This is a genomic window from Pseudomonas sp. 31-12, assembly GCF_003151075.1.
Taxonomy (GTDB): Bacteria; Pseudomonadota; Gammaproteobacteria; order Pseudomonadales; family Pseudomonadaceae; genus Aquipseudomonas.
In genome coordinates, this window is sequence record NZ_CP029482.1 from 3,576,442 (window position 1) to 3,597,824 (window position 21,383).

At 61.0% G+C, this 21,383-nt stretch carries 18 protein-coding genes and 1 pseudogene; 3 read left to right on the forward strand and 16 right to left on the reverse strand.

Features of this window, described 5'->3' with window-relative positions; translation table 11 throughout:
• Positions 1-5: 5 nt before the first annotated feature.
• From DJ564_RS16755 to DJ564_RS16770, 4 genes are all read right to left on the reverse strand, one after another.
• Positions 6-1,076, reverse strand: a complete 1,071-nt coding sequence (locus DJ564_RS16755; protein WP_109631565.1) for a YCF48-related protein — start codon at positions 1,074-1,076, stop codon at positions 6-8.
• A gap of 68 nt (positions 1,077-1,144) precedes the next feature.
• Complete coding sequence (locus DJ564_RS16760) at positions 1,145-2,503, reverse strand: DUF1329 domain-containing protein (RefSeq protein WP_109631568.1); 1,359 nt, start codon at positions 2,501-2,503, stop codon at positions 1,145-1,147.
• A gap of 38 nt (positions 2,504-2,541) precedes the next feature.
• Positions 2,542-4,557 carry a DUF1302 domain-containing protein gene (locus DJ564_RS16765; RefSeq protein WP_109631570.1) on the reverse strand — a complete coding sequence of 672 codons (2,016 nt, stop codon included), beginning with the start codon at positions 4,555-4,557 and terminating at the stop codon, positions 2,542-2,544.
• A 131-nt stretch (positions 4,558-4,688) separates the two neighbouring features.
• The gene (locus DJ564_RS16770; protein WP_109631573.1) at positions 4,689-5,255 is read right to left on the reverse strand and encodes an alpha/beta hydrolase; all 567 of its coding nucleotides are present in this window, start codon (positions 5,253-5,255) and stop codon (positions 4,689-4,691) included.
• Positions 5,256-5,514: 259 nt separating this feature from the next.
• On the opposite strand from DJ564_RS16770, the pseudogene DJ564_RS16775 reads away from it, so the two are divergent.
• Positions 5,515-6,564 (forward strand): annotated as a pseudogene (locus DJ564_RS16775) (AraC family transcriptional regulator).
• 137 nt (positions 6,565-6,701) lie between these two features.
• Here the strand turns inward: DJ564_RS16775 and DJ564_RS16780 are convergent.
• The 11 genes from DJ564_RS16780 to DJ564_RS16830 all read right to left on the reverse strand — a co-directional run bounded on the left by DJ564_RS16780 (position 6,702) and on the right by DJ564_RS16830 (position 18,348).
• Positions 6,702-7,712, reverse strand: a complete 1,011-nt coding sequence (locus DJ564_RS16780) for a YeiH family protein (protein WP_109631576.1) — start codon at positions 7,710-7,712, stop codon at positions 6,702-6,704.
• Positions 7,709-8,035 (reverse strand): Rieske 2Fe-2S domain-containing protein, encoded by a 327-nt coding sequence (locus tag DJ564_RS16785; RefSeq protein WP_109631578.1) that lies wholly within the window; start codon positions 8,033-8,035, stop codon positions 7,709-7,711. Before DJ564_RS16785 ends, DJ564_RS16780 begins: the two co-directional genes overlap by 4 nt.
• The gene (locus DJ564_RS16790) at positions 8,032-8,694 is read right to left on the reverse strand and encodes a DsbA family protein (protein ID WP_109631581.1); all 663 of its coding nucleotides are present in this window, start codon (positions 8,692-8,694) and stop codon (positions 8,032-8,034) included. The genes DJ564_RS16785 and DJ564_RS16790 overlap by 4 nt, the downstream gene beginning before the upstream one ends.
• The gene (locus tag DJ564_RS16795; RefSeq protein ID WP_109631583.1) at positions 8,691-10,010 is read right to left on the reverse strand and encodes an MFS transporter; all 1,320 of its coding nucleotides are present in this window, start codon (positions 10,008-10,010) and stop codon (positions 8,691-8,693) included. Before DJ564_RS16795 ends, DJ564_RS16790 begins: the two co-directional genes overlap by 4 nt.
• A gap of 92 nt (positions 10,011-10,102) precedes the next feature.
• On the reverse strand, positions 10,103-11,155 hold the full coding sequence (locus tag DJ564_RS16800; protein WP_109631586.1) for a 3-keto-5-aminohexanoate cleavage protein: 1,053 nt from the start codon (positions 11,153-11,155) through the stop codon (positions 10,103-10,105).
• 86 nt (positions 11,156-11,241) lie between these two features.
• Positions 11,242-12,090: a TauD/TfdA family dioxygenase gene (locus DJ564_RS16805; protein WP_109631589.1), complete on the reverse strand. Its 849-nt coding sequence runs from the start codon at positions 12,088-12,090 to the stop codon at positions 11,242-11,244.
• A 14-nt stretch (positions 12,091-12,104) separates the two neighbouring features.
• Positions 12,105-13,085: a quinone oxidoreductase gene (locus DJ564_RS16810; protein WP_109631592.1), complete on the reverse strand. Its 981-nt coding sequence runs from the start codon at positions 13,083-13,085 to the stop codon at positions 12,105-12,107.
• A 114-nt stretch (positions 13,086-13,199) separates the two neighbouring features.
• Positions 13,200-14,015 (reverse strand): polyphosphate kinase 2, encoded by an 816-nt coding sequence (gene ppk2 / locus DJ564_RS16815; protein ID WP_109631595.1) that lies wholly within the window; start codon positions 14,013-14,015, stop codon positions 13,200-13,202.
• A gap of 82 nt (positions 14,016-14,097) precedes the next feature.
• On the reverse strand, positions 14,098-15,879 hold the full coding sequence (locus DJ564_RS16820; protein WP_109631598.1) for a SulP family inorganic anion transporter: 1,782 nt from the start codon (positions 15,877-15,879) through the stop codon (positions 14,098-14,100).
• Between the two features lie 198 nt (positions 15,880-16,077).
• The gene (locus DJ564_RS16825) at positions 16,078-16,275 is read right to left on the reverse strand and encodes a YbdD/YjiX family protein (protein ID WP_109631600.1); all 198 of its coding nucleotides are present in this window, start codon (positions 16,273-16,275) and stop codon (positions 16,078-16,080) included.
• A 15-nt stretch (positions 16,276-16,290) separates the two neighbouring features.
• Entirely contained in the window at positions 16,291-18,348 is a 2,058-nt protein-coding gene (locus tag DJ564_RS16830; RefSeq protein ID WP_109631603.1) for a carbon starvation CstA family protein, read from the reverse strand.
• A gap of 396 nt (positions 18,349-18,744) precedes the next feature.
• On the opposite strand from DJ564_RS16830, the gene DJ564_RS16840 reads away from it, so the two are divergent.
• The gene (locus DJ564_RS16840; protein ID WP_109631606.1) at positions 18,745-20,112 is read left to right on the forward strand and encodes a cache domain-containing protein; all 1,368 of its coding nucleotides are present in this window, start codon (positions 18,745-18,747) and stop codon (positions 20,110-20,112) included.
• 32 nt (positions 20,113-20,144) lie between these two features.
• Positions 20,145-20,777, forward strand: a complete 633-nt coding sequence (locus DJ564_RS16845) for a response regulator transcription factor (protein ID WP_109631609.1) — start codon at positions 20,145-20,147, stop codon at positions 20,775-20,777.
• Between the two features lie 10 nt (positions 20,778-20,787).
• Here the strand turns inward: DJ564_RS16845 and DJ564_RS16850 are convergent, their stop codons facing one another.
• On the reverse strand, positions 20,788-21,312 hold the full coding sequence (locus DJ564_RS16850) for a transporter suffix domain-containing protein (RefSeq protein WP_109631612.1): 525 nt from the start codon (positions 21,310-21,312) through the stop codon (positions 20,788-20,790).
• Positions 21,313-21,383 lie beyond the last annotated feature (71 nt).

Genomic DNA, 21,383 nt, shown 5'->3' on the forward strand with positions numbered 1-21,383 from the left:
GGTTGTTACTTGACGTTCAGTACGCGTGCACCACGGCTGCCCACCAACACCAGGCTGCCGTCGGGCGCCTTGATGGCGCCGGCTGATGGGGACAGGTTTTGCTGAGGCACCAATGTCAGGCGCGCGCCGTCTACGTGGACCAGCATTTGTCCTGCCTGGCTAAACAGCAGGTATCGACCCTTGGCGTCCACCGTGGCAGTGGAGATGCTGACCTGCAGGCCGGTCTTGAGCGGGGTCCAGCTGGAACCGCCGTCGAGGCTGCGAAACACATGCCCGCGCAGACCGTAGACAAGTACTTCGCCAGGCCGGCCAACTGCCCCGAAAAAGCTGCCCTGATAAGGCGAATCGAGTGCCACGAAACGCTGGCCCGGGTCATCCCACTTGAGCAACAACCCCTGTTCGCCAACGATGTAGAGCGCATCCCCCGTGGAGGCGATGGCATTGAGGTGCAACCCTTGCGGGTTGTCGGTGCGGTCCTGGAACGGTGTCCAGTGATGACCGCCATCGTCGGTACGCAGAATCAGGTTGAACGCACCGACCACATAACCGGTTTTTTCGTTGGCGAACCAAACGTCGAGCAGCGGCTTGTCGGCGCCCTCCTCTGTCAGCCGCTGTCCGTCGGCGGCGAGCGTCGCCCATTGCTCATTGGCCGGTTCGGCGCGGGCCAGCGCACCGTAATGTTCAACCAGCAACGCACCGATCTGCCGACCGTCCAGTTGTCTGGTCCAGGTTTCTCCGGCATCGCTGCTGTGCAACACCACGCCATCATTGCCGACCGCCCAGCCCTGGGCTGCTGAAGGAAAACTGACGGCATTGAGGTCGGCACTGACCGGTACGGCGGCCTGTTGCCAGTCTTTGCCGCCATCATCGGAATAGAGAATGTGGCCACGTTGCCCGACGGCGACCAGCCGCTCTCCCGCACGGGCCACGCCCAGCAACGGGCTGCTGACCGCCAGGGCGCTGGCCTTGGCCGGCTGGTCCAGCACGTCGACGAAGCTGGTGGCGTGGGCAAAGCCCTGCAACAGAGCAAGGGCCATGCCCAGCGCCAACTGCCGGTACTTTTTGTACGAACACATACGGCGTCCTCATGAAAAAACGGTGCCGGGCGCACGTCGCGTGCAGCCCGGCGTTGCAACAGGTCGCTTTAGCGAATACCGGCGCCCGCCAGGGACTCCGGCGACCACTGCGCCTTGGACAGCGAGTCGATGTAACGGATGCCGCCGTAAGGGCCCACCACACCGTTGATGTTGTAGGACCCGCCGATCAGGTCGTAGATCATGAAAGGCGTGGAGTCAGGAACCTGCTTGTCATAGCTCTGGCTGAGGAACGCGAAAGAACCACGGTAGAGCTGACCGCGCGCGTCGTACTGGTCAGAAGCCAGTGCGGCCCAGCTGTCTTCATCCAGGTAGAAGCGGCGCTTCTGATAGACGTGACGTGCACCTGCCTTGAGGTTGCCTTCCACCACCCACACGCGGTGTTTCTCCCAGCGTACGAAGTCGGGCGCAAGGTGATTGGGCGTGGTCAGGCTTTTCGGATCCTGGGCGTAGGTCAATTTGTAGGTGTTGTACGGCACGATCATTTCTTGCTTGCCGACCAGCTTCCAGTCGTAACGATCCAGTGCGCCGTTAAACACAAACACATCGTCGTAAGTACCGGCGCCGGCAGTCCCCGGGTTCGGCGTGTCGTACGCCAGGTTCGGCGCCAATTTGACGCGGCGCTGGCCCGGCAGGTACTGCCAGGCGCGGCGCGGCTGCTCCAGCGGGTTGGCCGCATCCTTGAGCATGATCGACTCGCCGGCCCGACGCGCCGGCCCGGTGTAATACAACTTCATCTGGTAGTACACGTCAGCGCTGCTGATGGGCTGCGCCATATTTTCGTAGATCGGGTAAGTGATGAACGCCTGCCCCGTGGTCGCCAGGCTCGCCACCCCGGCCGAGTCGACGTTCCAGGAGTCGTACTTGGAGTTGATGTTGACGCCCTGATAACGCAGCAGGAAATTCCACATCGCCTCGCTGCCCGATTGCGGAATCGGGAACGGCACTCCGGGCAATACGTTGTCGATGGCCAGCCCGCCTTCCAGCGACTTGGCGCCATTGGCGTTCTTCACGCTGTTGTCCAGCACCGCTTGCGGCAAGGCGACGGTGCGATGGGTCGGGTAGACATCGACGCGGTAGCTGGGGAAGCGCTTGGCCAGTTCAACCGTGGTGGCACTGAGCATGCCCTTGTACTGATCAACGTTCTTGCCATCGATCACCAACACCGGTTTCTCGCTGGCGAAAGGGTCCGGACGCATGCTGTCGCCGGCCTTGAAACTGGCCGGGGCGGTGGTCAACCCGCCGGCATAGGCGGGAATGGAACCGTCGGCGCTGGCGGCTTTTTCGGCGCCGATCAGGGTCAGGCTGCTGCCCAGCCGGGCGGCTTCTTGTGTCGATACGGCTGCCTGTACATGAACGGCAGCGGCCATGGCCAGGGACGCGGCCAGCAGAGTTGGGACGAATTTCATGGGTCATACTCCTGCTTAGTGACTAAGTATTGGGTGAATCAGAAGGTGGTTTTCAGCGTCAGGTACAGCGCGCCACGGTCTTCGGTGGTCGCACCGCCGCCCGAGAAGGCTGAATAGCCACCGGCGTAGCACGCATAGTTTTCGTTACCGCTGAAGGCGTTCGGCGTGGAGCCGTCGCCACTTCCGGCGTTGGCAGCACCGGTGCTGTTGCCGCTGACATTGCACTTGTCAGCCTTGCCGAAGGCGTCCACGTACTTGAGGTCTACGAAGTACTTGTTGTAGATCGCTGCACCGACGCCTAACGCATAGTTGCCGGTGTCTTTCGCGCCACCGCCAGAGACAGGTGAAACACCGTCCAGCCCCACGTTGACGGACATCGGCAGGCTCATGTCCACGCCCGGGAATACCTGGTACCAGGTCGGCGTGAAATTGACCGCGATGCCCCAGTTGTCACGGGTCGGCGCATCGAGACCGCGGTAAGTGCTCTTGCCCTTGTAGAGCGCCTCGTTCTTGCTATCGAGCTTGAGCAGGTTGCTGTAATAGAGCTCGGCGAGCAGAACCGCCGAGTCGAACACCGGGGTCTTGGGCAGGGTCATCAGACCGTTGATCGTCCAGTGCAGCGTGTCGCCGGTGGCGCTCATGCTGTCGCCATCGTGCGGGGTGTCGTAGATGACACCGGTGGCCGCAGTTCGCGGAGGCAACAGACCGAGACCACGCCCCAGCCCAAGCGGACTGCTGGTGCTGACAATCGCCGGGATACTGGCCAGCGGCATGTGATGGCGGATGTTCAGGTCACTGCCGACGCTGATACCGCCGATGTCCTTGGACAGGCTCAGGCCAAAGATGTCGATCTTGTCGGAGTACGCCAGTTGATAGGTGGCGGTGCTCAGCGAGTTCAGTGTGTTGACCACCGCCGGCACTTGACCTGCCGGGGCCGTGCCATTGGCATTGGCCGAGCTCAAACCCCTGGCGTCGAGCCAGGCCTGAGGCAAAATGTCCGACGTCTGGCGGTAGTAAACGCCGAGGGTGCCGTCCAGCCAGGCGGGCGACCATCTGGCCATAACGCCCCAATCGCCAGAATTACGAGGTGTCAGGTCATCGCCACGACGCACGTTGGTCAATGCGTTGCAAGGTGCCAGGCCGCAACCCAACGGGCTGCCTGGGACCACGGAATTGGTGTTGCCCAGCAGGAACGACTGCGCGCCGAAACCCACCAGATCGGAACCGCCATAGTAGGTGCCCGCCTCTGGCAGGCGCGCGGCATCCCAATCGAAGAAATACTGGGCACCCACCGTCAGCTCGGGATTGACCGTGAAGGACATCGACATCTGGTTGCGCGGGACAAACAGCTCCTTGGCCTCGGTGCCGGGCGATGCCGCCAGCTTGGCCAGGTCCAGGCCAGCCTGGCCGTAGCTGATCGAATGCACCGGGTTCAGGATGGTTTCGCCCCAGAACACGTTGTGTTGCCCGGCCTTGACGCTGAACAGCGACTCCTCGCCCACTTCGGTGCTGTAAAACACGAAGGCGTCGAGGATTTCCCCGGAAGGACCGGTGTAGTAGCGCTGGGCGTAGTTGCTCAGGTGGGGACTGCCGTTACCGACATTGTCGCGAGTCACGGGCGCCAGGCGCGGGTCATTGGCGACCAGGCCCGAGGTGCCGCCATTGCCGTTGACGAACGGGTTGGAGTTGGAACCGGTGTTTTCATAGGCCTTGTCGTACCAACTCGCGGCACTGACACGAAAACCCATGTGGTCCTTGTAGACCACATCCATCTCGGTCAACAGGTCGACACGGTGGGTGATGTTGGTTCCGGCCTTGCGAAAGTTGTAGTCGCCGTCGTTGTTGTTCGGCGTGCCCAGCATGCGCTTGTCCGCACTTTCGGTGCGCACGCCGTAGTTGTACTTCACGGTGTTATCAAAACGCACGGCCCAGTCAGGATTGCCGGTATCGAGCTCGACGGCGTGGGCCACCGGCATGGATGCAGCGAGAATGGCCAGGGCCAACAGACTGTGACGCGAAGGGTGTGTGTGGCCGTGACTCTTATTGTTATGCATTACGGTGTCTCCGCCATGTTGTACTTATTTTTAAGCGCAGCTTTCCTTGCACAGGCCCTGGTGAAAGGGCCGGCGTTTTTTTCTCGCGTCAGAGCAGTTGCCGGACGTATCGCGGCCGGCCAGATGCCTGACTAGCGATCCAGTTCGAGAATGAGTGCTTCGGCTTGCGGGCAATGGCCAAAGCCCGAGGCAGGATTGAGATGGCCGACCTCGCCGAGGTTGACCAGTTCGCTGCCCCAGTCGCGGGCCATCCGGGTGACGGCCTCGAAGCTCGCTAGGTGATCATTGGTGCTGCCGGCGACGATGCTGCGAAAAGGCAGAGCGCCGGCAGGCAGAGGGTCCCAGCCGTGGGTTCGAAGGGTTTCAGCGGACGGATAGCCCTGGGGCCAGGAGGCATTGAGGTCCGGCGGCGTGGCCAGCAGCGCGCCCTTGATCGGGGCGCGATGCCGGGCCGCCCAGTGCGCGACCATCAGCACACCGGCGCTGTGGGCGACGAGAATCACCGAGCCGTCGATCTGCTCCAGTTCCTGCTGGAGCGCCCGGACCCGGGCCGCGCAGTCGAGCTTGTCGGTTTCAAGCGGCGGGACGCTGCGCACGTTGCTCAACCGGGCCTCCAGCAGCGTTTGCCAGTGCTCGGCAACGTGGTCGCGCAGACCCGGTACGATCAGAACGGTTGCGGCAGTTTGCAGTTTGTTCACTTGAACACCTTCGCCTTCACGATGACTCGACTGGCTGTGTTGCCAGCATCTTTTTGTAGGTCCGACATTAAAGAGCCCACACCCGGTTCGCTTTTCATTTGACGACAGCGATTTTTCTTTTGATGACACCGGGATTGCCGCCGATCAGTCGTCGTTGAGAAGCTGAAAACGCCTCTGCAAAAACTTTTCATTTCATGACGTGCTGGCTATAGTCGGCCACGCTCATTTCCATCGAGTCCCCACCAGGGAAGACTTCTGCATGACCAAGCTTGTTCGCGCCGCCGTCTTGACCAACTACCTGGAAGTGGCCCACTACCTGGCGCTCAATCCCCATGATTTGCTGGCGAACGTCGGACTGAGCAAGGCCCGCCTGCAAGCCCCCGAGCATCGTATTCCGATCGATTCGGCGGTGCGCCTGCTGGAGGATTCGGCGGCGGCCAGCGGTTGTCAGACCTTCGGCCTGAGCATGGCCGAATCGCGTCAGCTCTCGGATTTCGGCGTCGTCAGCCTGCTGCTGACTCATCAGCGAACGCTGCGCGATGCGTTGCACGTGTTGGTGAATTACCGCCATCTGATGAACGATTCCCTGGCGATCTTTGTTGAGGAAGCGGGCAGGATGGTGATCATTCGCGAGGAAGTGGTCACCGAGTCCCCCATGCCCTGTCGCCAAGCCAATGAACTGGCCATTGGTGTGATGTTCCGGCTCTGCGCCGCCCTGCTCGGTGCGCATTGGCACCCCTACAGCGTCAACTTCACTCACCAGGCTCCGGACAACCTGCAGCTACATCGGCGTCTGTTCGGTTGCAACCTGGAGTTCGGCAGCGAGTTCAATGGCATCGTCTGCCCCGATGCCAGTCTCGACATGACCAACCCTCAGGCCGACCCGGCCATGGCCCGTTACGCCCAACGCTACCTGGACTCGCTGCAGAGCCCCGAAGGACCGTCGACCCTGTTCGAAGTGCGCAAGGCCATCTACCTGCTGCTGCCCATGGGGCGCGCCACCATCGAGCAAATCGCCCAGACCTAGGGCATGAACGTGCGCACGCTGCAGCGTCGCCTTAAAGACGATGGCTGCGCGTTCAACGACCTGATCAACGAAGTGCGCCGCGACCTGGTGCTGCGTTATCTGGAGAACCCGAATTACTCGCTGGGCCGGATCGCCGACATGCTCGGCTATTCCATGGCGAGCTCTTTCACACGCTGGTTTATCACGCAATTCGGCATGCCGCCCGCCACCTGGCGCAGCACGCAAAAGCCCGGTCTTTCCAAGGCCTCGACGGACACCCCACCCTCCCTTGGCCCCACATAATCCTGAGCAAAAAAAACGGCGACTGCTGGTGCAGTCGCCGTAAAAAACCGGTGCTTGTGACGCCGGTCGAGTGCCGCACGACGCTGGAGTTAACGCAATGCGGCGGCTGTGGAACAGGGTGCGGCATGCCGTGGGACTTACATCCCCCAGCGCAGTAAAAGCAGCACAAGAATCACAAGGAACACGGTCTCCCCCACCATCAGCAGGATCGGCTTGAGGCCAACGGCGGCCAGTTCCTTGAGTTGGGTTTTCATGCCCAGGGCGCTGATCGAAACCACTAGGCACCAGCGCGACAATTCATTGATCGCCCCCTGCACCTGCGGCGCGACCCATCCGGTGCTGTTGATACAGGCCAGAATCAGAAAACCGACAGCGAACCACGGCAACAGCGGCGGCCGTTTGCCTGTGGGGTCGGCACCTTGCATTCGCGTAATCATGGCCGCGCAGACGATCACTGGCAGCAGCATCGCGACACGCATCAACTTGACGACCGTGGCCGTATCGCCGGTCTCGGTCGACAGGCTGTAACCGGCGCCGACCACCTGGGCGACATCGTGGATGGTCGCGCCCAAAAACACCCCGGCCACCTGCGGCGACAACGACAGCCAGTTGGCGATCATCGGATAGACGATCATTGCCAGGGTTGAAAGCGCCGACACCCCAATCACGGTAAATAACGTGGCACGCTCTTTCTGCGGATGGTTTGGCAGCGCCGCCGCCAGCGCCAAGGCTGCCGAGGCACCGCAGATGGCGGTCGCCCCGCCAGTGAGCATCCCGAACAAACGCTGAAAACCCAGAGCCTTGGCCGCGATCACCGAGACGCCGATGGTCACGACCACCAGAATCACCACCAGGGCCACCGGTTTCCAACCCAGCGCCGCCATCTGTTCAAGGGTGATGCGCATGCCCAGCAACGCCACGCCGATGCGCAATACAGTGCGCGCCGTGAACTCGATACCGGCCTTGCACACGCCGTCACTCGCCAGGAAGTTGAGCGCCATGCCCAGCAACAAGGCAAACAGCATCACCGGCGCACCGTAATGCTCGGACAGAAAGGAAGCGGCAGCCGCGACGATCAAGCTGACGATGAAGCCGGGCGCCAACTCGCGCGTTCGGCTATGGATTCGGGTGAGAGCAATGGCGCTCATGGCGCGGACTCCTGGGAAACGATGACAATAAAGGCCTGGTCGTCGACCACCTCGACCGGGTAGTTGGCGACTTTGAGTGCGTTGGAGTTGAGCAAATAGCCGCTGGCCAGATCGAAACGCAGCCCATGGGCGCAGCATTGAATCGTTCGCCCGTCGAGGCGCCCGCCACACAGCGAGGCGCCCTGGTGCGGGCAGCTATCGTCGATGGCGAACAAATGCCCGTCGACGTTGAACAGCGCCAGACTTTTGTCTTCAAACTCGAACAGCGCACGGCCACCGGCCTGCGGGTGTTTGCCGGCAGGTACGGGAATACGTTTGATCATGCCGGCTGCCGCTCGCGATCACTTTCCTTGAGTGCTTCATTCATGGCCCCGAGCAGCGCCTGGGCAGGTTGTGCTCCGATCACTGTCATACGGCCGTCGAACTGAAAGCCTGGCACGCCACTGGTCGCTCCGGGGAATCCGTCAAAAGGCGTGGCGTCGCCCTTCAGGCAATCGAGCACCGTGTTCGTATCGACGCCGCAGGAGCGGGCAATCGCGAGCAACGTCTCACGGCAACCGAGGTTTTCGCCTTTGCGGAAATAAGCGGCGAACAGTCGTTCGAGCAACATTTCACGCTGAGTAGCATTGCCCAGCGCGCTGACCCGCTCGAACAAACGATGGGCGTCAGCGGTGTTGGGCATCGTTTCGATGCGGCCGAGGTCGATGGCCAGTCCAACTGCCCTGGCAGCCTGCTGAACCTGGGCCTGACGCACGGTCATGGCGCCGGCATTACCCAGACGCTTGCGATAGAAATCGGCGAAGGGTTCACCTTCTACCGGCAACTGAGGCAGCAACTGCACCCCATGCCACGCCGTGGTGATCTGCACACCCGGATGGCGACTGCGAAACTGGACCTGCGCATGCTCCAATTGGCGCTTGCCGATCAAGCACCAGGGGCAGATGAAATCGAAAAACACGTCAATCCGTAAACGACCACTCACAACTTCACCTCGCACGCTGCTGTACCGGGCACGTCATCGACGCGCTCATCCCTCATCCGAGCGATGTCTTTGTGGTAATGACACAGGGCATAAAAGAACACCGCCGCCGCCAGGACACTGACGAGGGGCACCAGTTGGAAGGCGCCGTGCAGGCCGATCACATCGGACACTCGGCCGGTGATGAACGGCCCCGGCGCCAGGCCCAGCATGTTGTTGGCCAGGGTCAAGGTGGCGAACGCCGTGCCGTGGACCGAGTGATGGGTCAGATTGGCAACCATGGCCCCGGCCGGGCCGGTGGTGCCCGCGGCAATCAGCATGCCCAGGCAGATCATCCCCAGTTGCGCAGGCCCCGGCGGCAACGCGAAGGCCAGCGACAACAGCACGCAGCTGCCCAGGCAGTATGCGATGGCCAGGGACACCTTGCGCTCCGGTGAATGACGGCACAGACGGTCACTGAGCATGCCGCACAGGATCATCCCCACGCCGCTGCACAGCACGATGATCGCTGCCATGCCCCCGGCTTTGTCCGTGCCCATGTCGTAGTAGCGATTCAAATAACTGGGCATCCACACGATGACCGTGCCGCCGACGAACAGTTGTAAGCCACTGCCAACATAAGTGGCGATCACCGAGCGGCTGGAAAACAGCGTGCGCAACGGGTGCTTGATCGTCGCGGCGGCCTTGCTCACCAAGCGCTGCGGGGCGATGCGTGCTTCCTTGACGATGATCGGGTAAAGCATTGCCAGGACCAGGCCGAACAGCGCCATGCCGGCAAACGACCAGCGCCAGCCAAGCTTGGCCGCGATGGCGCCGCCCAGGGCCATGCCCAATACCGATCCAAACATGCCGCCCGCCATGAAGGCACTGGCCAGCGTGGCCCGCATATGTTTGGGGAAGACGGAAATCACCACCGCGATGCCGACGCTGCCGTACGCCGCTTCGCCGACGCCGACCATGAACCGTGCAATGAACATCTGCTGATAGTCCTGCGCCACTGCGCAGCCCAGTGTCGCCAGACTCCACAGCAAAGCCATCAGCGCCAGGCTCTTGACCCGGCCGAAGCGATCCGCCAGCAATGACAGGGGAAATGTCAGCAGCCCCACCATCAGCGCGACAATGCCACTGAGCAGGCCGAGCTGACCGTCGCTCAGGGCCCATTCGCCCTTGAGCATCGGAAACACCGCGTTCAGCACCTGGCGCGACATGTAATCGGAAATCAACAGCCCGAACGTCAGGGCGAAGACTATCCAGGCATATTTGCGCGCAACCACGACAGCACCGTCGTCATCGTCTGCGGCGATTGGGTGAAAGGCCATGCAGCCTCCTCAAAGCTTTGTTTTATTGTTGTTATCAAGCGCGTTGCAGTGCAGTGAGCGGGAGGCCACTGACCTCCCCCTTCGTCTGTCGATCAGCCGCGTTGCGGCACACCTTTCTGCCCGGCCTTGCGGTTGGGGGCCATGCCGTTGGCCAGCAGCGTTTCTTCAATGCTCTGGTACTGCACGCCGATGCGGTAGATCTCACGGGCTTCTTTGCCGGTGGCGATTTCGCGACCCAGTTCATGGGCGATGCGCACAGTCTGCTGGATCTGCGCCACTGAGCCGAAACGATCGCCCTTGTGATCAATGATAGTGTCTTCATTGCCCACACGCGGGTGCATCCCCATGGCCATCGACATGGTGTTGAACGGCATGACGTTCTTGAGCAGCGACTCGGAGGTCAGGGTGCAACCGTCTGGCGCGCGGTGGATGAAGTTGAAGAAGTTGAATGGATTGGGGCCATCGAAACCGCCGCCGATACCGATCCAGGTCAGGTTCAACGGGCCCTTGTAGACGCCCTTGCGCACCAGGCGCTCGAGGGTTTCCAGCGCGTGCATGCCGGTCAGCTGGAAGTGCGGCTGGATGCCGTTGTCCATCAGACGCTTGAGGTGCTCGGCGACCCACGCCGGGCCTGCCGGCACGGTCATCTCGCTGTACGCTGCCTGAAAAAGGGGGTTGGCCAGGGACGTGCCTTCCAGGTATTGCGGATAGAGCAGTTCCATGATGTTCATCTGGGTGGTGTTGATCGCCACGGTCACCTGATCCGGTTTTGGCGTCAGCTCGGCCAGCATGTGACGAGTATCGTCGGACAACCACTTGGCCGCTTCTCCATCGCTTTCCGGCGCGAAGGAAATCGAGCCCCCGACCTGAATGATCATGTCCGGCACGGCTTCACGCACACCGGCAATCAACTCGTTGAACTTGGACAGGCGCTTGGAGCCCTTGCCGTCCAGTTCTCGCACGTGCAAGTGCAAAACCGTTGCACCGGCCTCATAACAATCCACCGCCTTCTGCACCTGCTCGTCCATGGTCAGCGGGATGTCTTCGGGAAAGTCTTCCGGCATCCATTCCGGGCCGTACGGGGCCACGGTGATGACGACCTTTTCCATGTTTTCCGGGTGCAGGGAATCGTCGAAGAATTGCATGGGTTACTCCTGTTCTTATTGGTTATCCGCCCAGCCGGGATCGTGCCCGGTGGGCGCAGTGACGAGTGCGAATGCAGAGGGGTCGATCAGTAAGTCTTGTCGCCGATGATCCCGGCACGCTCCATCTTGCGGTGGCACGGCGGGTAATCCATGACCGCGTAGTGCTGGGTGCTGCGGTTGTCCCAGATGGCGATGCTGTTCGGCTTCCAGCGCCAGCGCACTTGATACTCGGGGATGTACGCCTGGCTGATCAGGTAACGCAGCAATTCACTGGCGCCCGGATTGGCGTCCTGGCCGAAGCGCACGCGCTCGGGAGTGTGGTAGTTGCTGAAGTGGGTGGTGAAGGCGTTGACGAACAGCACCTTTTCCCCGGTTTCCGGGTGGGTGCGCACCACCGGGTGTTCTGCGTCCGGGTACATGGCTTTGAGTGCCAAGCGCTTTTCGACCGGCATGGCCGCGCCAAAGCTGGCTTCAATGCTGTGCCGGGCGCGCAGGTCGGCGATCTTCGACTTCACATCATCAGGCAGGTTTGCGTAGGCTTCGACCATGTTCGCCCACATGGTGTCGCCGCCCACAGGTGGACATTCCACGCAGCGCAGCACACAGCCCATCGGCGGCGCCTCGCGCCAGGTTGCGTCGGTGTGCCAGGCGTTTTCGTAGCGGTCCATCGGTTGGTCCGGCTTCTTGTAGATGCGCACCAGACCCGGGTGATCCGGGTCACTGCCGGCCACCGGATGATCCTCCAGGTCGCCGAAACGACGGGCGAAGGCCACGTGCTCGGCACGACTGATGTCCTGATCGCGTAAAAACACCACGCGATGCGTGAGCAACTGGGCACGAATCTCGGCAAAAAGACCGTCGTCATGGATCGCGTCGGCGAGGTTGACGCCGATCAGTTCCGCGCCGATGTTGCAGGTCAATTGTTCGACTTTCATGGCTGGCCGCTCCCTTAAATGACGAAAATCGACGAGCCGGTGGTCTTGCGCGATTCCAGGTCACGATGGGCCTGCACGGCATCCTGTAGAGCATAGTGCTGGTTAATCTCGATCTTGATCCGGCCGCTGCCGACGTGATCGAACAGCTCGCTCGCCAGCGCGGCTTTTTCCGCAGGATCGGCGATGTAGTCGGCCAGGGCCGGGCGGGTCAGGAACAGCGAGCCTTTCATCGCCAGCATCACCGGATCAAAGGCCGGGATCGGACCGGAAGCCGTGCCCACGCACACCATCAGGCCGCGCCGCTTGAGCGAGTCCAGGGAGCCCATGAAAGTATTCTTGCCCACACTGTCGAACACCACGTTGACGCCGACGCCGTCAGTCAGCTCACGAACGCGCTGGGCGACATCTTCATGGCTGTAGTTGATGACATGGTCGCAGCCATGGGCGCGGGCGATTTCACCTTTGACGTCCGTGGAGACGGTGCCGATGACCGTCAGGCCGAGCAACTTGGCCCACTGCGAAACGATGAGCCCCACACCCCCGGCGGCGGCATGCAGCAGAATGCTGTCGCCGACCTTGAAATCATAAATACGCCGCATCAGGTACGCCGACGTCAGGCCGCGCATGGTCATGGCCGCAGCGGTTTCGAAGCTGATGGTTTCCGGCAGTTTGATTAGCGGTGCGGCCGCGATCAGGCGCTCGGTGCTGTACGCGCCCAGCGTATTGAGAAAACCGGTGTAGGTAACGCGATCGCCGACTTCGACTTGGGTAACGCCCTCGCCCACAGCCTGTACGACGCCAGAGGCTTCAACGCCCATGCCGTTAGCCAACGGGATCGGGTAGGTGCCATTGCGAAAGTAGGTGTCGGCATAGTTCAGGCCGACGGCCACATGACGCAGACGAACCTGACCCGGGCCAGGTTCCCCGACCTCGACGTCTTCATAACGAAGGACTTCGGGACCACCGGTTTCGTGGAAGCGGATGGCTTTGGCCATGTTTTCTTATTCTCCAGTCTGCAATGCGTCGATTTACGCTGACTGGACTGTAGGACGCCGCCTGATGAGACGCTTCTCATCAGACGACAATGGCTTTTCATTTCATGACAATCGTCAGAACTTCTCAGCGACCCGTTTGAGCGGGTAATTCGGTTCACGGTAGCCCCCCGGCCGCTGCCGTTTAGGCAACTTCACTTTCTCGCGCGGCACCTCCTCATAGGGAATACGGCTCAGCAAGTCGGTGATGATGTTCAGGCGCGCCCGCCGCTTGTCATTGGAGTTGGCCACCAGCCACGGGGCATGTCCGGTATCCGTCGACTTGAACATGTCATCGCGTGCCCGGGAATAGTCATACCAACGGCTGTAGGACTTCAAGTCCATGGCAGTCAGCTTCCAGATCTTGCGCCCATCCTTGATGCGTTCCTCAAGCCGGCGAGTCTGTTCTTCAGGGCTTACTTCCAGCCAATACTTGAGCAGGATAACGCCCGAGTCGACGATGGCGCGCTCCACCAGAGGGATGGCCTTGAGGAAACCGGCGACCTGCTCTTTGGTGCAGAACCCCATCACCCGCTCGACGCCCGCACGGTTGTACCAACTGCGATCGAAGATCACCACTTCGCCGGCCGCCGGCAGATGCGGCAGGTAGCGCTGCACATACATCTGGCTTTTTTCCCGGTCGGTGGGCGCAGGCAGCGCCACGACCCGGAAGATCCGCGGGCTCACCCGTTCGGTCAGCGCCTTGATCGTCCCGCCTTTGCCGGCCCCGTCGCGGCCCTCGAAGACAATGCAGATCTTGATGCCCTTGTGCTTGACCCACTCCTGCAACTTCACGACCTCGACATGCAACCGGCGCAGTTCGCTCAGGTAGTCCTTGTTTGACATCTTGACGCTGTCGTCGCTTTTTTTGGTGCGTTTCTTGTCCTTTGCCATGACCCAGACCTCACGAGTGCCTCATTCGTTTATCGCCATGAACCAACCGCGTCAGTCTAGTCCATGGCGCGACTGTCTACCGTCATCGAGCCTCTTCTTGCCGATCCACCGGGTGGGTCAGCACATAGCTGTCGACAGCGGCGCCAATTGTTGGAAAAAACGCCTGTTCGCCCAGCTGCTCGAAGAGTCCGAACCGCTTGAGCTTGTCCTTGACCGGGTCTTTCATTTCGGCAATACACAGCTCGATGCCAGCGGCGTGCAACGTTTCGGTCAGTTCAACCAGCATGTCAGCAGAGGTCACGTCCACGCTGGTAACCGGTTCCGCCGTCACGACCAGCCACCGCACTGGCGTCGGCGATGCCGCCAAGGCACTCAGCACGCGGTCCTGAAACTGTTCGGCATTGGCGAAAAACAGCGGTGCATCCCAGCGAAACAGGACCAGTCCGGGGATAAGGCGCGCCTCGGGATAGCGCTGGATGTCATGGTAGCCCTTGAGACCTTCCACGCGTCCGAGCACTGCAGAATAGGGACGCCAGCCATCCCACAGGAATTCGATCACCGCAATCACGATAGCCAGGCCAATGCCCTCGATTGCTCCGAACACGGCCACGCCCACCGTGCAGGCGATCGACAGCCAGAACTCCCAGCGTTGCATGCGATAAATTCGCCGCAAGTCGCTGACCTCGATCAAGCCGATGGCCGATGCAATAACGACAGCCGCCAGTGCACTGGTGGGTAAATGCTGCAGCAAGTTCGGCGCCACCATCAGCAGCAAGGCGACACACAGCGCGCCGACCACGCCGGTCAGCTGGGTTCTGGCACCGGCAGCCTCGGCCACGGGAGTGCGCGACGAACTGCTGGACACGGGAAACCCCTGAAAGAACCCGGCGGCCAGGTTGGCGATGCCAAGCCCGACCATTTCCTGGTTCGGGTCGACATAGGTGCGCGTCCTGGCGGCATAGACACGGGAAAGCACGCTGGTGTCGGCGAACGAGATGAGGGCCACCGCGCAACCACCGATCAGCACGGGGACGATATCGGCGGTCGTGATCCAGGGGATGGCAAAAGAAGGCAAGCCCTGCGGGAGGGAGCCGAGAATCGATACATTTGCCCGCTCGGCGAGGTCCAGCGCACCCACGGCGACGGTCGCCCCAACCACGGCAATTAGAATGCCCGGCACGCGCTTCTGGCCTTTGAGCAGCAAGATGACTGCCAGTGTGGACAGGCCGACCGTGAACACGGTCCAGTTGGTTTCGCCCTCCATGACCGCCGTGGCGATGGCCCACAGGTTTCTCAGCGGCCCGTCAGCTTCGATCGAAAAGCCGAAGAGTTTCGGCAGTTGGCTGATCAATACGGTCAGGGCTATCCCGTTCATGTACCCGTAGCGGATCGGTTTGGACAGCAACTCGGTGACGAAGCCAAGACGCGCGATCCCCGCCAAGACGCAGACCGTCCCTGAGACGATGGCCATCATGCCCGCCAGGGCGACTGCGCGCTGCGGATCGCCGCCGGAGAGTGGCAGGACGACGGCGAGGATGACCGCCACCAATGAGGAATCCGGGCCCAATACGAGAATCCGACTGGGCCCGAAAAACGCATAAGCGAGTAGCGGGACGATGGTCGCGTAAAGACCATAAATGCCGGGCAGGCCTGAAGCTTGCGCGTAGGCGATGCCGACCGGCACCAACATTGTGGTCAGCACCAGCCCGGCCATGATGTCGTGCCGCAACCCGGCAATCGGGTATCCGCGCAGTGTCTGCAGTCCCGGCATCCAGCGACCCCAGCCGGTCTGATCGCCCGCCTTCACCCGCGGTGCAATACGCCCCGGCTCCGGGACTGGGGGCGAAACATTGGAGTCGCTCATAACTCGGTGGCCGCTGAATGGCTGAAAAAAAAAGCATAGCCGCTGGCGAACGCGCATGCCTCACCGGGGAGCAATCAGGTAGTGCGACGACGGCGAAGGCAAAGAAAAAGCCCGGATGACCAGCGATGACGATCTTGAGATCGCTATCGCTGGTCATCCGGGCTCCATGAGAGCGACCCGTTACCTAAGTGCCATTATTCAACAACACTTCGGCCCAGCCTTGCTGCCGTAACGTGCCTCCTGGCGTTCCCGAAAGAACACCTCATAGCTCATCACCGGTTTGTCCGGGTGTTTGCTCTGCATATGTTCGACGTAGGTGTCGTAGTCCGGCATCCCCACCATCAGGCGTGCGGCCTGACCGAGGTATTTGCCGAGACGACTCAGGTCATTGAACATGGGCGCCCTCCTCCGTCACGCTTGCGGCAGCGCCTGGTACGGTGCTTCTTTATCCGTACGCTCCTTGGTGCCCCAGGCGGCGATGCCGACCTTGAGCGCAAAGAACAGAATGCTGAAGACCACCAGCAGGAACAGCGCCGTGAGCGTTGCGTTGGTGTAAGCGTTGTAGATCACGTGGTGCATCTGGTCGATGCTTTTGGCCGGGGCGAGGATCTGACCGTTGGCCAGCGCATCGCTGTACTTCTTGGCCAGCGACAGGAAACCGATCGCCGGGTTGGCATCGAACAGCTTGATGAAGCCTGCGGTGGTGGTGCAAATCAGCAGCCACACCGCTGGCAACATGGTCACCCAGACGTAGCGCTGGCGTTTCATTTTGATCAGTACGACGGTCGCCAACATCAGCGCGATACCGGCCAGCATCTGGTTGGAGATGCCGAACAATGGCCACAAGGTGTTGATGCCGCCCAGTGGATCGATCACGCCCTGGTACAACAGATAACCCCACATCGCCACACAACCGGCAGTTGCGATCAGGTTGGCGGTCCAGGACTCGGTGCGTTTCAGGGATGGCACGAACGAGCCGAGCAAATCCTGGAGCATGAAACGTCCGGCACGGGTGCCCGCATCGACGGCTGTCAGGATGAACAATGCTTCGAACAGGATCGCAAAGTGGTACCAGAACGCCATGGTGTTTTCACCCGGCAGAACGTGGTGCAGGATCTGCGCGATGCCGACTGCCAACGTTGGTGCGCCACCGGCACGGGCCAGAATGGTGGTTTCACCGATGTCCTTGGCCACCGCTTGCAGCGCTTCCGGGGTGATTGCAAAACCCCAACTGCTGACGGTCTGAGCAACCGAAACAGCATCGGAGCCCACCAGCGCCGCCGGGCTGTTCATGGCGAAATACACGCCCGGTTCGATTACCGAAGCCGCGACCATGGCCATGATGGCGACGAAGGATTCCATCAACATGCCGCCATAACCGATGTAGCGGGCATGGCCTTCACTGGCCAACAGTTTCGGCGTGGTGCCGGAGGCAATCAGCGCATGGAAACCGGAGACCGCGCCACAGGCGATGGTGATGAACAGGAACGGGAACAACCCGCCTTTCCATACCGGGCCAGTGCCGTCGATGAACTGGGTCAGTGCCGGCATTTTCAGGTCGGGCATGGTGACCAGAATACCGATCGCCAAAGCGACGATGGTGCCGATTTTCAGGAAGGTCGACAGGTAATCACGCGGCGCCAGAATCAGCCACACCGGCAATACCGCGGCGACAAAACCGTAGCCGATCAACATCCAGGTGATCTGTACGCCACTGAAGGTAAAGGCTTTGGCCCAGACCGGATCAGCGGCAATCTGCCCACCGAGCCAGATCGAACCCAGTAGCAACAGCACACCGACAATGGAGATTTCACCAATGCGGCCCGGGCGGATGTAGCGCATGTAGATGCCCATGAACATCGCGATCGGGATAGTCGCCATCACCGTGAACATCCCCCACGGGCTCTCGGCCAGGGCTTTCACGACGATCAGCGCCAGCACCGCGAGGATGATGATCATGATCAGGAAGCAGCCGAACAGCGCAATGGTGCCAGGGATGCGGCCCATTTCCTCACGGACCATGTCGCCCAGCGAGCGGCCGTTGCGGCGAGTGGACATGAACAGGACCATGAAGTCCTGAACCGCACCGGCCAGCACCACCCCGGCGATCAGCCACAGCGTGCCGGGCAGATAGCCCATTTGCGCCGCCAGAACCGGGCCGACCAGCGGACCCGCGCCAGCGATGGCCGCGAAGTGGTGACCGAAAAGGACGTGTTTGTTGGTCGGCACGTAGTCCAGGCCATCATTGTTGATGACGGCGGGCGTGGCACGATTGGGGTCGAGTTGCATCACCTTGGTGGCGATGAACAGGCTGTAGTAGCGGTATGCGACGAGGTAGATAGCGACGGCTGCGACTACGATCCACAGGGCGTTGATCGCTTCGCCGCGGCGCAAGGCCACGACACTTAGCGCGAACGCTCCCAGGACAGCCACGGCAAACCAGGCGAGGTGTTTAGCCAGACGGGGCATAGCGTGTCTCCTGCCGACAGCCAGTGACTGCGGCGGTAATTTTTATAATTGTGTCCGCGGTGCGGAGCTGGCCCAATATCCCCGCATGCCGTCTACAAATAAATCCGCGTTACTACGTACGTGGCGTCTACGTAGTTCTACGTAGACGCCACTGATCTTTAAGCTGAAATGCAAAACCTGTGGGAGCGGGCTTGCCCGCGAAGGCGGTGTAACAGCCAACAGAGATGTTGGATGTGATGGCCTCTTCGCGGGCAAGCCCGCTCCCACAGGGTTTTGCATTTCAATAGGCGGACACCACCGCCGCAGGTCATTCCGTCCAGCACCGCTACTGGAGCCGCGTATCTTTGGCATATGATGCCGGGCCATCGCCTTCCCTCGGTCCGGCCAGGAGCCAAGATGCAGCTCAAACACAAAATCGTCGCGCTCGGGATTCTGCCGCTGGTGCTGGCGATCGCCGTGATCTGCGCGCTGGTGATTTCCCTGAATCGCCAGCTCGGCGATCAACAGGCGCAACTGATCGAAGACAGCATTCTGGCGAGCAAGCGTGCCGAGCTGAAAAACTACGTGGAAATGGCGCAAAGCCTGATCGCGCCGCTGTACGACGACGGCCACGGTGACGAGCGTGCCCAGCAAAAAGTGCTGGAGGAACTGCGCAAACTCAGCTTTGGCATCAATGGCTACTTCTTCGTCTACGACCGCGAGGGTCGCAGCCTGATGCACGCACGCCAGACGGAACTGGTGGGCAAATACCTGTGGGACATGAAGGACCCGCACGGTTTGCCGGTGATTCAGGCGCTTCTCAAAAGTGCGCAGTCCGGCGAAGGTTTCCAGCGCTACGCCTGGAACAAGCCCTCCTCCGGCCAGGTGACCGACAAACTCGCTTATGTGGTGATGCTGGATCGTTGGGGCTGGATGCTTGGCACCGGCATCTACCTGGAAGACGTTGAACGCGCCACCCAGCAAGCACGCGACGAAGTGGCTCACGGTATCCGCAAGACCATGCTGGCGATTGCCGCCGTCGCCCTCGTGGCCGTGCTGTTTGTCTTCGCCAGCGGCATGACGCTCAACGTCAGCGAACATCGTCTGGCGGACAAAAAGCTACAGCGTCTGACCCAGCGGATCGTCAGCTTGCAGGAAGAAGAGCGATCACGGGTTTCCCGCGAGCTGCACGACGGCATCAGTCAGGTGCTCGTCTCCATCAAGTTTCAGTTCGAACTGGCCAGTCTGCTGCTGGAGAACGACCAAGGACAAGACAAGGGTTTGAGCACGCTGAAAGACGCCACGGCGCGCCTCGGCGACGCGATTGGTGAGGTTCGCAGCCTCTCCCATGACCTCCGTTCGTCACTGCTCGACACCCTGGGCCTGCCGGCGGCGATCGGCCAGCTCGCCGCAGAATTCGAGCAGCGCAGCGGTCTCACCGTGACCTACGACGACAATGAGTTCGACTGCGATCTGGTGGAAGGCGCAGCGGTCTCGCTGTTCCGTATTGTGCAAGAAGGCCTGACCAACATCGAACGCCATGCGCAGGCTAAAAACGTTTCGATTACCCTGCACGGCTCGGAAGATACCGTTCGGCTGACCGTGATCGACGACGGGATCGGTTTCAACGTCGCCCAGGTCGAACGTCGCCACGCCGGCATTGGCCTGCGTAATATCCGTGAGCGAGTCGAACATTTTGGTGGGCGTTTCGACCTGATTTCGATGCCCGGCAGAAGTGAGCTGGACGTGCTGCTGCCAATGAAAATGCCGGGCACAAAACGCTGACTCGCCCCCTTACAACAAGAGTGAATACCGCGATGAACCTGCCCCACCCGATCCGCGTCGCCCTGGTCGACGATCACTCCCTGGTCCGCGACGGGATCAAAGCGCTGCTGGCGGTCATGGCGCCCCTGGAAGTGGTGGGCGAAGCCGAGAGTGGCGCGCAGGCCATCGAGATGGTCGGGCGCTGCCAGCCAGACTTGCTGCTGGTCGACATCAGCCTGCGCGACATGAACGGGCTTGAATTGACCCGCGTGCTGCGCGCCCAGTACCCGTCGCTGAAGGTTCTGGTGCTGAGCATGTACGACAATTACGAATACGTGAGTGAGTCGGTTCGCGCCGGTGCCAGCGGCTATGTGCTGAAGAACTCACCGTCGCGGGAAATCATTGCGGCCATCGAAGCCATCGCCAGTGGGGGCACGTTCTACAGCGCCGAAATCGCCCAGCGGCTGATTGCCGAAAAAAGCACCGACAACGAGCTGACACCCCGCGAAAGCCAGGTGTTGTACAAAATGGCCCAGGGGCTGAACAACAAGGAAATGGCGCGCGAGCTGGACATCAGCGTGCGCACCGTAGAAACCCATCGCCTGAGCATCCGCCGCAAGCTCAACATCGATAAACCCGCGGCGCTGGTCAAATACGCGATCGATCACGGGATCATTTCGCGCTAGCAGGCAGGCCTCACACCGCGTCTGGATTGACGACCTTTGCCGTGCGGATAAACAACGCCCGCACCTTCTCCCAGAAATTGCCCCCCAGCACAAAAAAGCTGCCGATCAGCATGGCATCGCCCAGCAATTGAAGCTGCCAAAGGTTCGGTCTGAACCCCGGCCAAAACGTGTCGACGTAGGGTTCAAGAAAGGCCGAGATCAACGGCAGGCAAAACATCACGATACCGATCCTGTGACGGATCGGCCCCACTTCGGTATCCATGGTCGGCGCCAGCCCGGATACGTAACCGAACAGCTTGCTTTTCAACTGCTGGAACCCGGCCTTGCCCATGACCGCGATGACGATGATCAGCAGGACTTTGTTACTGATGAACAGAACACCGGTCAGCGCAGCGACTCTTGAACCTGGAATATCGAGCGCCGCGGCAATCGGCACCATCAGCCACGACCCCAACATGACACAGATAATCGCGATGCCTACTTTGAAGCGCCAACCAGCGGAATGCGGTTCGACATAACCTTGGGGGTTACTCATGAGTGTCCTGCCTATAAGTGATCGCAGAAGGTTTGAGGGTGCTTGAGAAGCTTAGCAGCCGGTTGCTCATT

Bases quoted from the DNA above. Each gene is read 5' to 3' on its own strand.
- ppk2 (WP_109631595.1), bottom strand. From the start codon at position 14,015: ATGGCAAAGGACAAGAAACGCACCAAAAAAAGCGACGACAGCGTCAAG.
- DJ564_RS16805 (WP_109631589.1), bottom strand. From the start codon at position 12,090: ATGAAAGTCGAACAATTGACCTGCAACATCGGCGCGGAACTGATCGGC.
- DJ564_RS16825 (WP_109631600.1), bottom strand. From the start codon at position 16,275: ATGTTCAATGACCTGAGTCGTCTCGGCAAATACCTCGGTCAGGCCGCA.
- DJ564_RS16830 (WP_109631603.1), bottom strand. From the start codon at position 18,348: ATGCCCCGTCTGGCTAAACACCTCGCCTGGTTTGCCGTGGCTGTCCTG.
- DJ564_RS16760 (WP_109631568.1), bottom strand. From the start codon at position 2,503: ATGAAATTCGTCCCAACTCTGCTGGCCGCGTCCCTGGCCATGGCCGCT.
- DJ564_RS16850 (WP_109631612.1), bottom strand. From the start codon at position 21,312: ATGAGTAACCCCCAAGGTTATGTCGAACCGCATTCCGCTGGTTGGCGC.
- DJ564_RS16820 (WP_109631598.1), bottom strand. From the start codon at position 15,879: ATGAGCGACTCCAATGTTTCGCCCCCAGTCCCGGAGCCGGGGCGTATT.
- DJ564_RS16800 (WP_109631586.1), bottom strand. From the start codon at position 11,155: ATGCAATTCTTCGACGATTCCCTGCACCCGGAAAACATGGAAAAGGTC.
- DJ564_RS16840 (WP_109631606.1), top strand. From the start codon at position 18,745: ATGCAGCTCAAACACAAAATCGTCGCGCTCGGGATTCTGCCGCTGGTG.
- DJ564_RS16780 (WP_109631576.1), bottom strand. From the start codon at position 7,712: ATGAGCGCCATTGCTCTCACCCGAATCCATAGCCGAACGCGCGAGTTG.
- DJ564_RS16810 (WP_109631592.1), bottom strand. From the start codon at position 13,085: ATGGCCAAAGCCATCCGCTTCCACGAAACCGGTGGTCCCGAAGTCCTT.
- DJ564_RS16765 (WP_109631570.1), bottom strand. From the start codon at position 4,557: ATGCATAACAATAAGAGTCACGGCCACACACACCCTTCGCGTCACAGT.
- DJ564_RS16785 (WP_109631578.1), bottom strand. From the start codon at position 8,035: ATGATCAAACGTATTCCCGTACCTGCCGGCAAACACCCGCAGGCCGGT.
- DJ564_RS16795 (WP_109631583.1), bottom strand. From the start codon at position 10,010: ATGGCCTTTCACCCAATCGCCGCAGACGATGACGACGGTGCTGTCGTG.
- DJ564_RS16755 (WP_109631565.1), bottom strand. From the start codon at position 1,076: ATGTGTTCGTACAAAAAGTACCGGCAGTTGGCGCTGGGCATGGCCCTT.
- DJ564_RS16845 (WP_109631609.1), top strand. From the start codon at position 20,145: ATGAACCTGCCCCACCCGATCCGCGTCGCCCTGGTCGACGATCACTCC.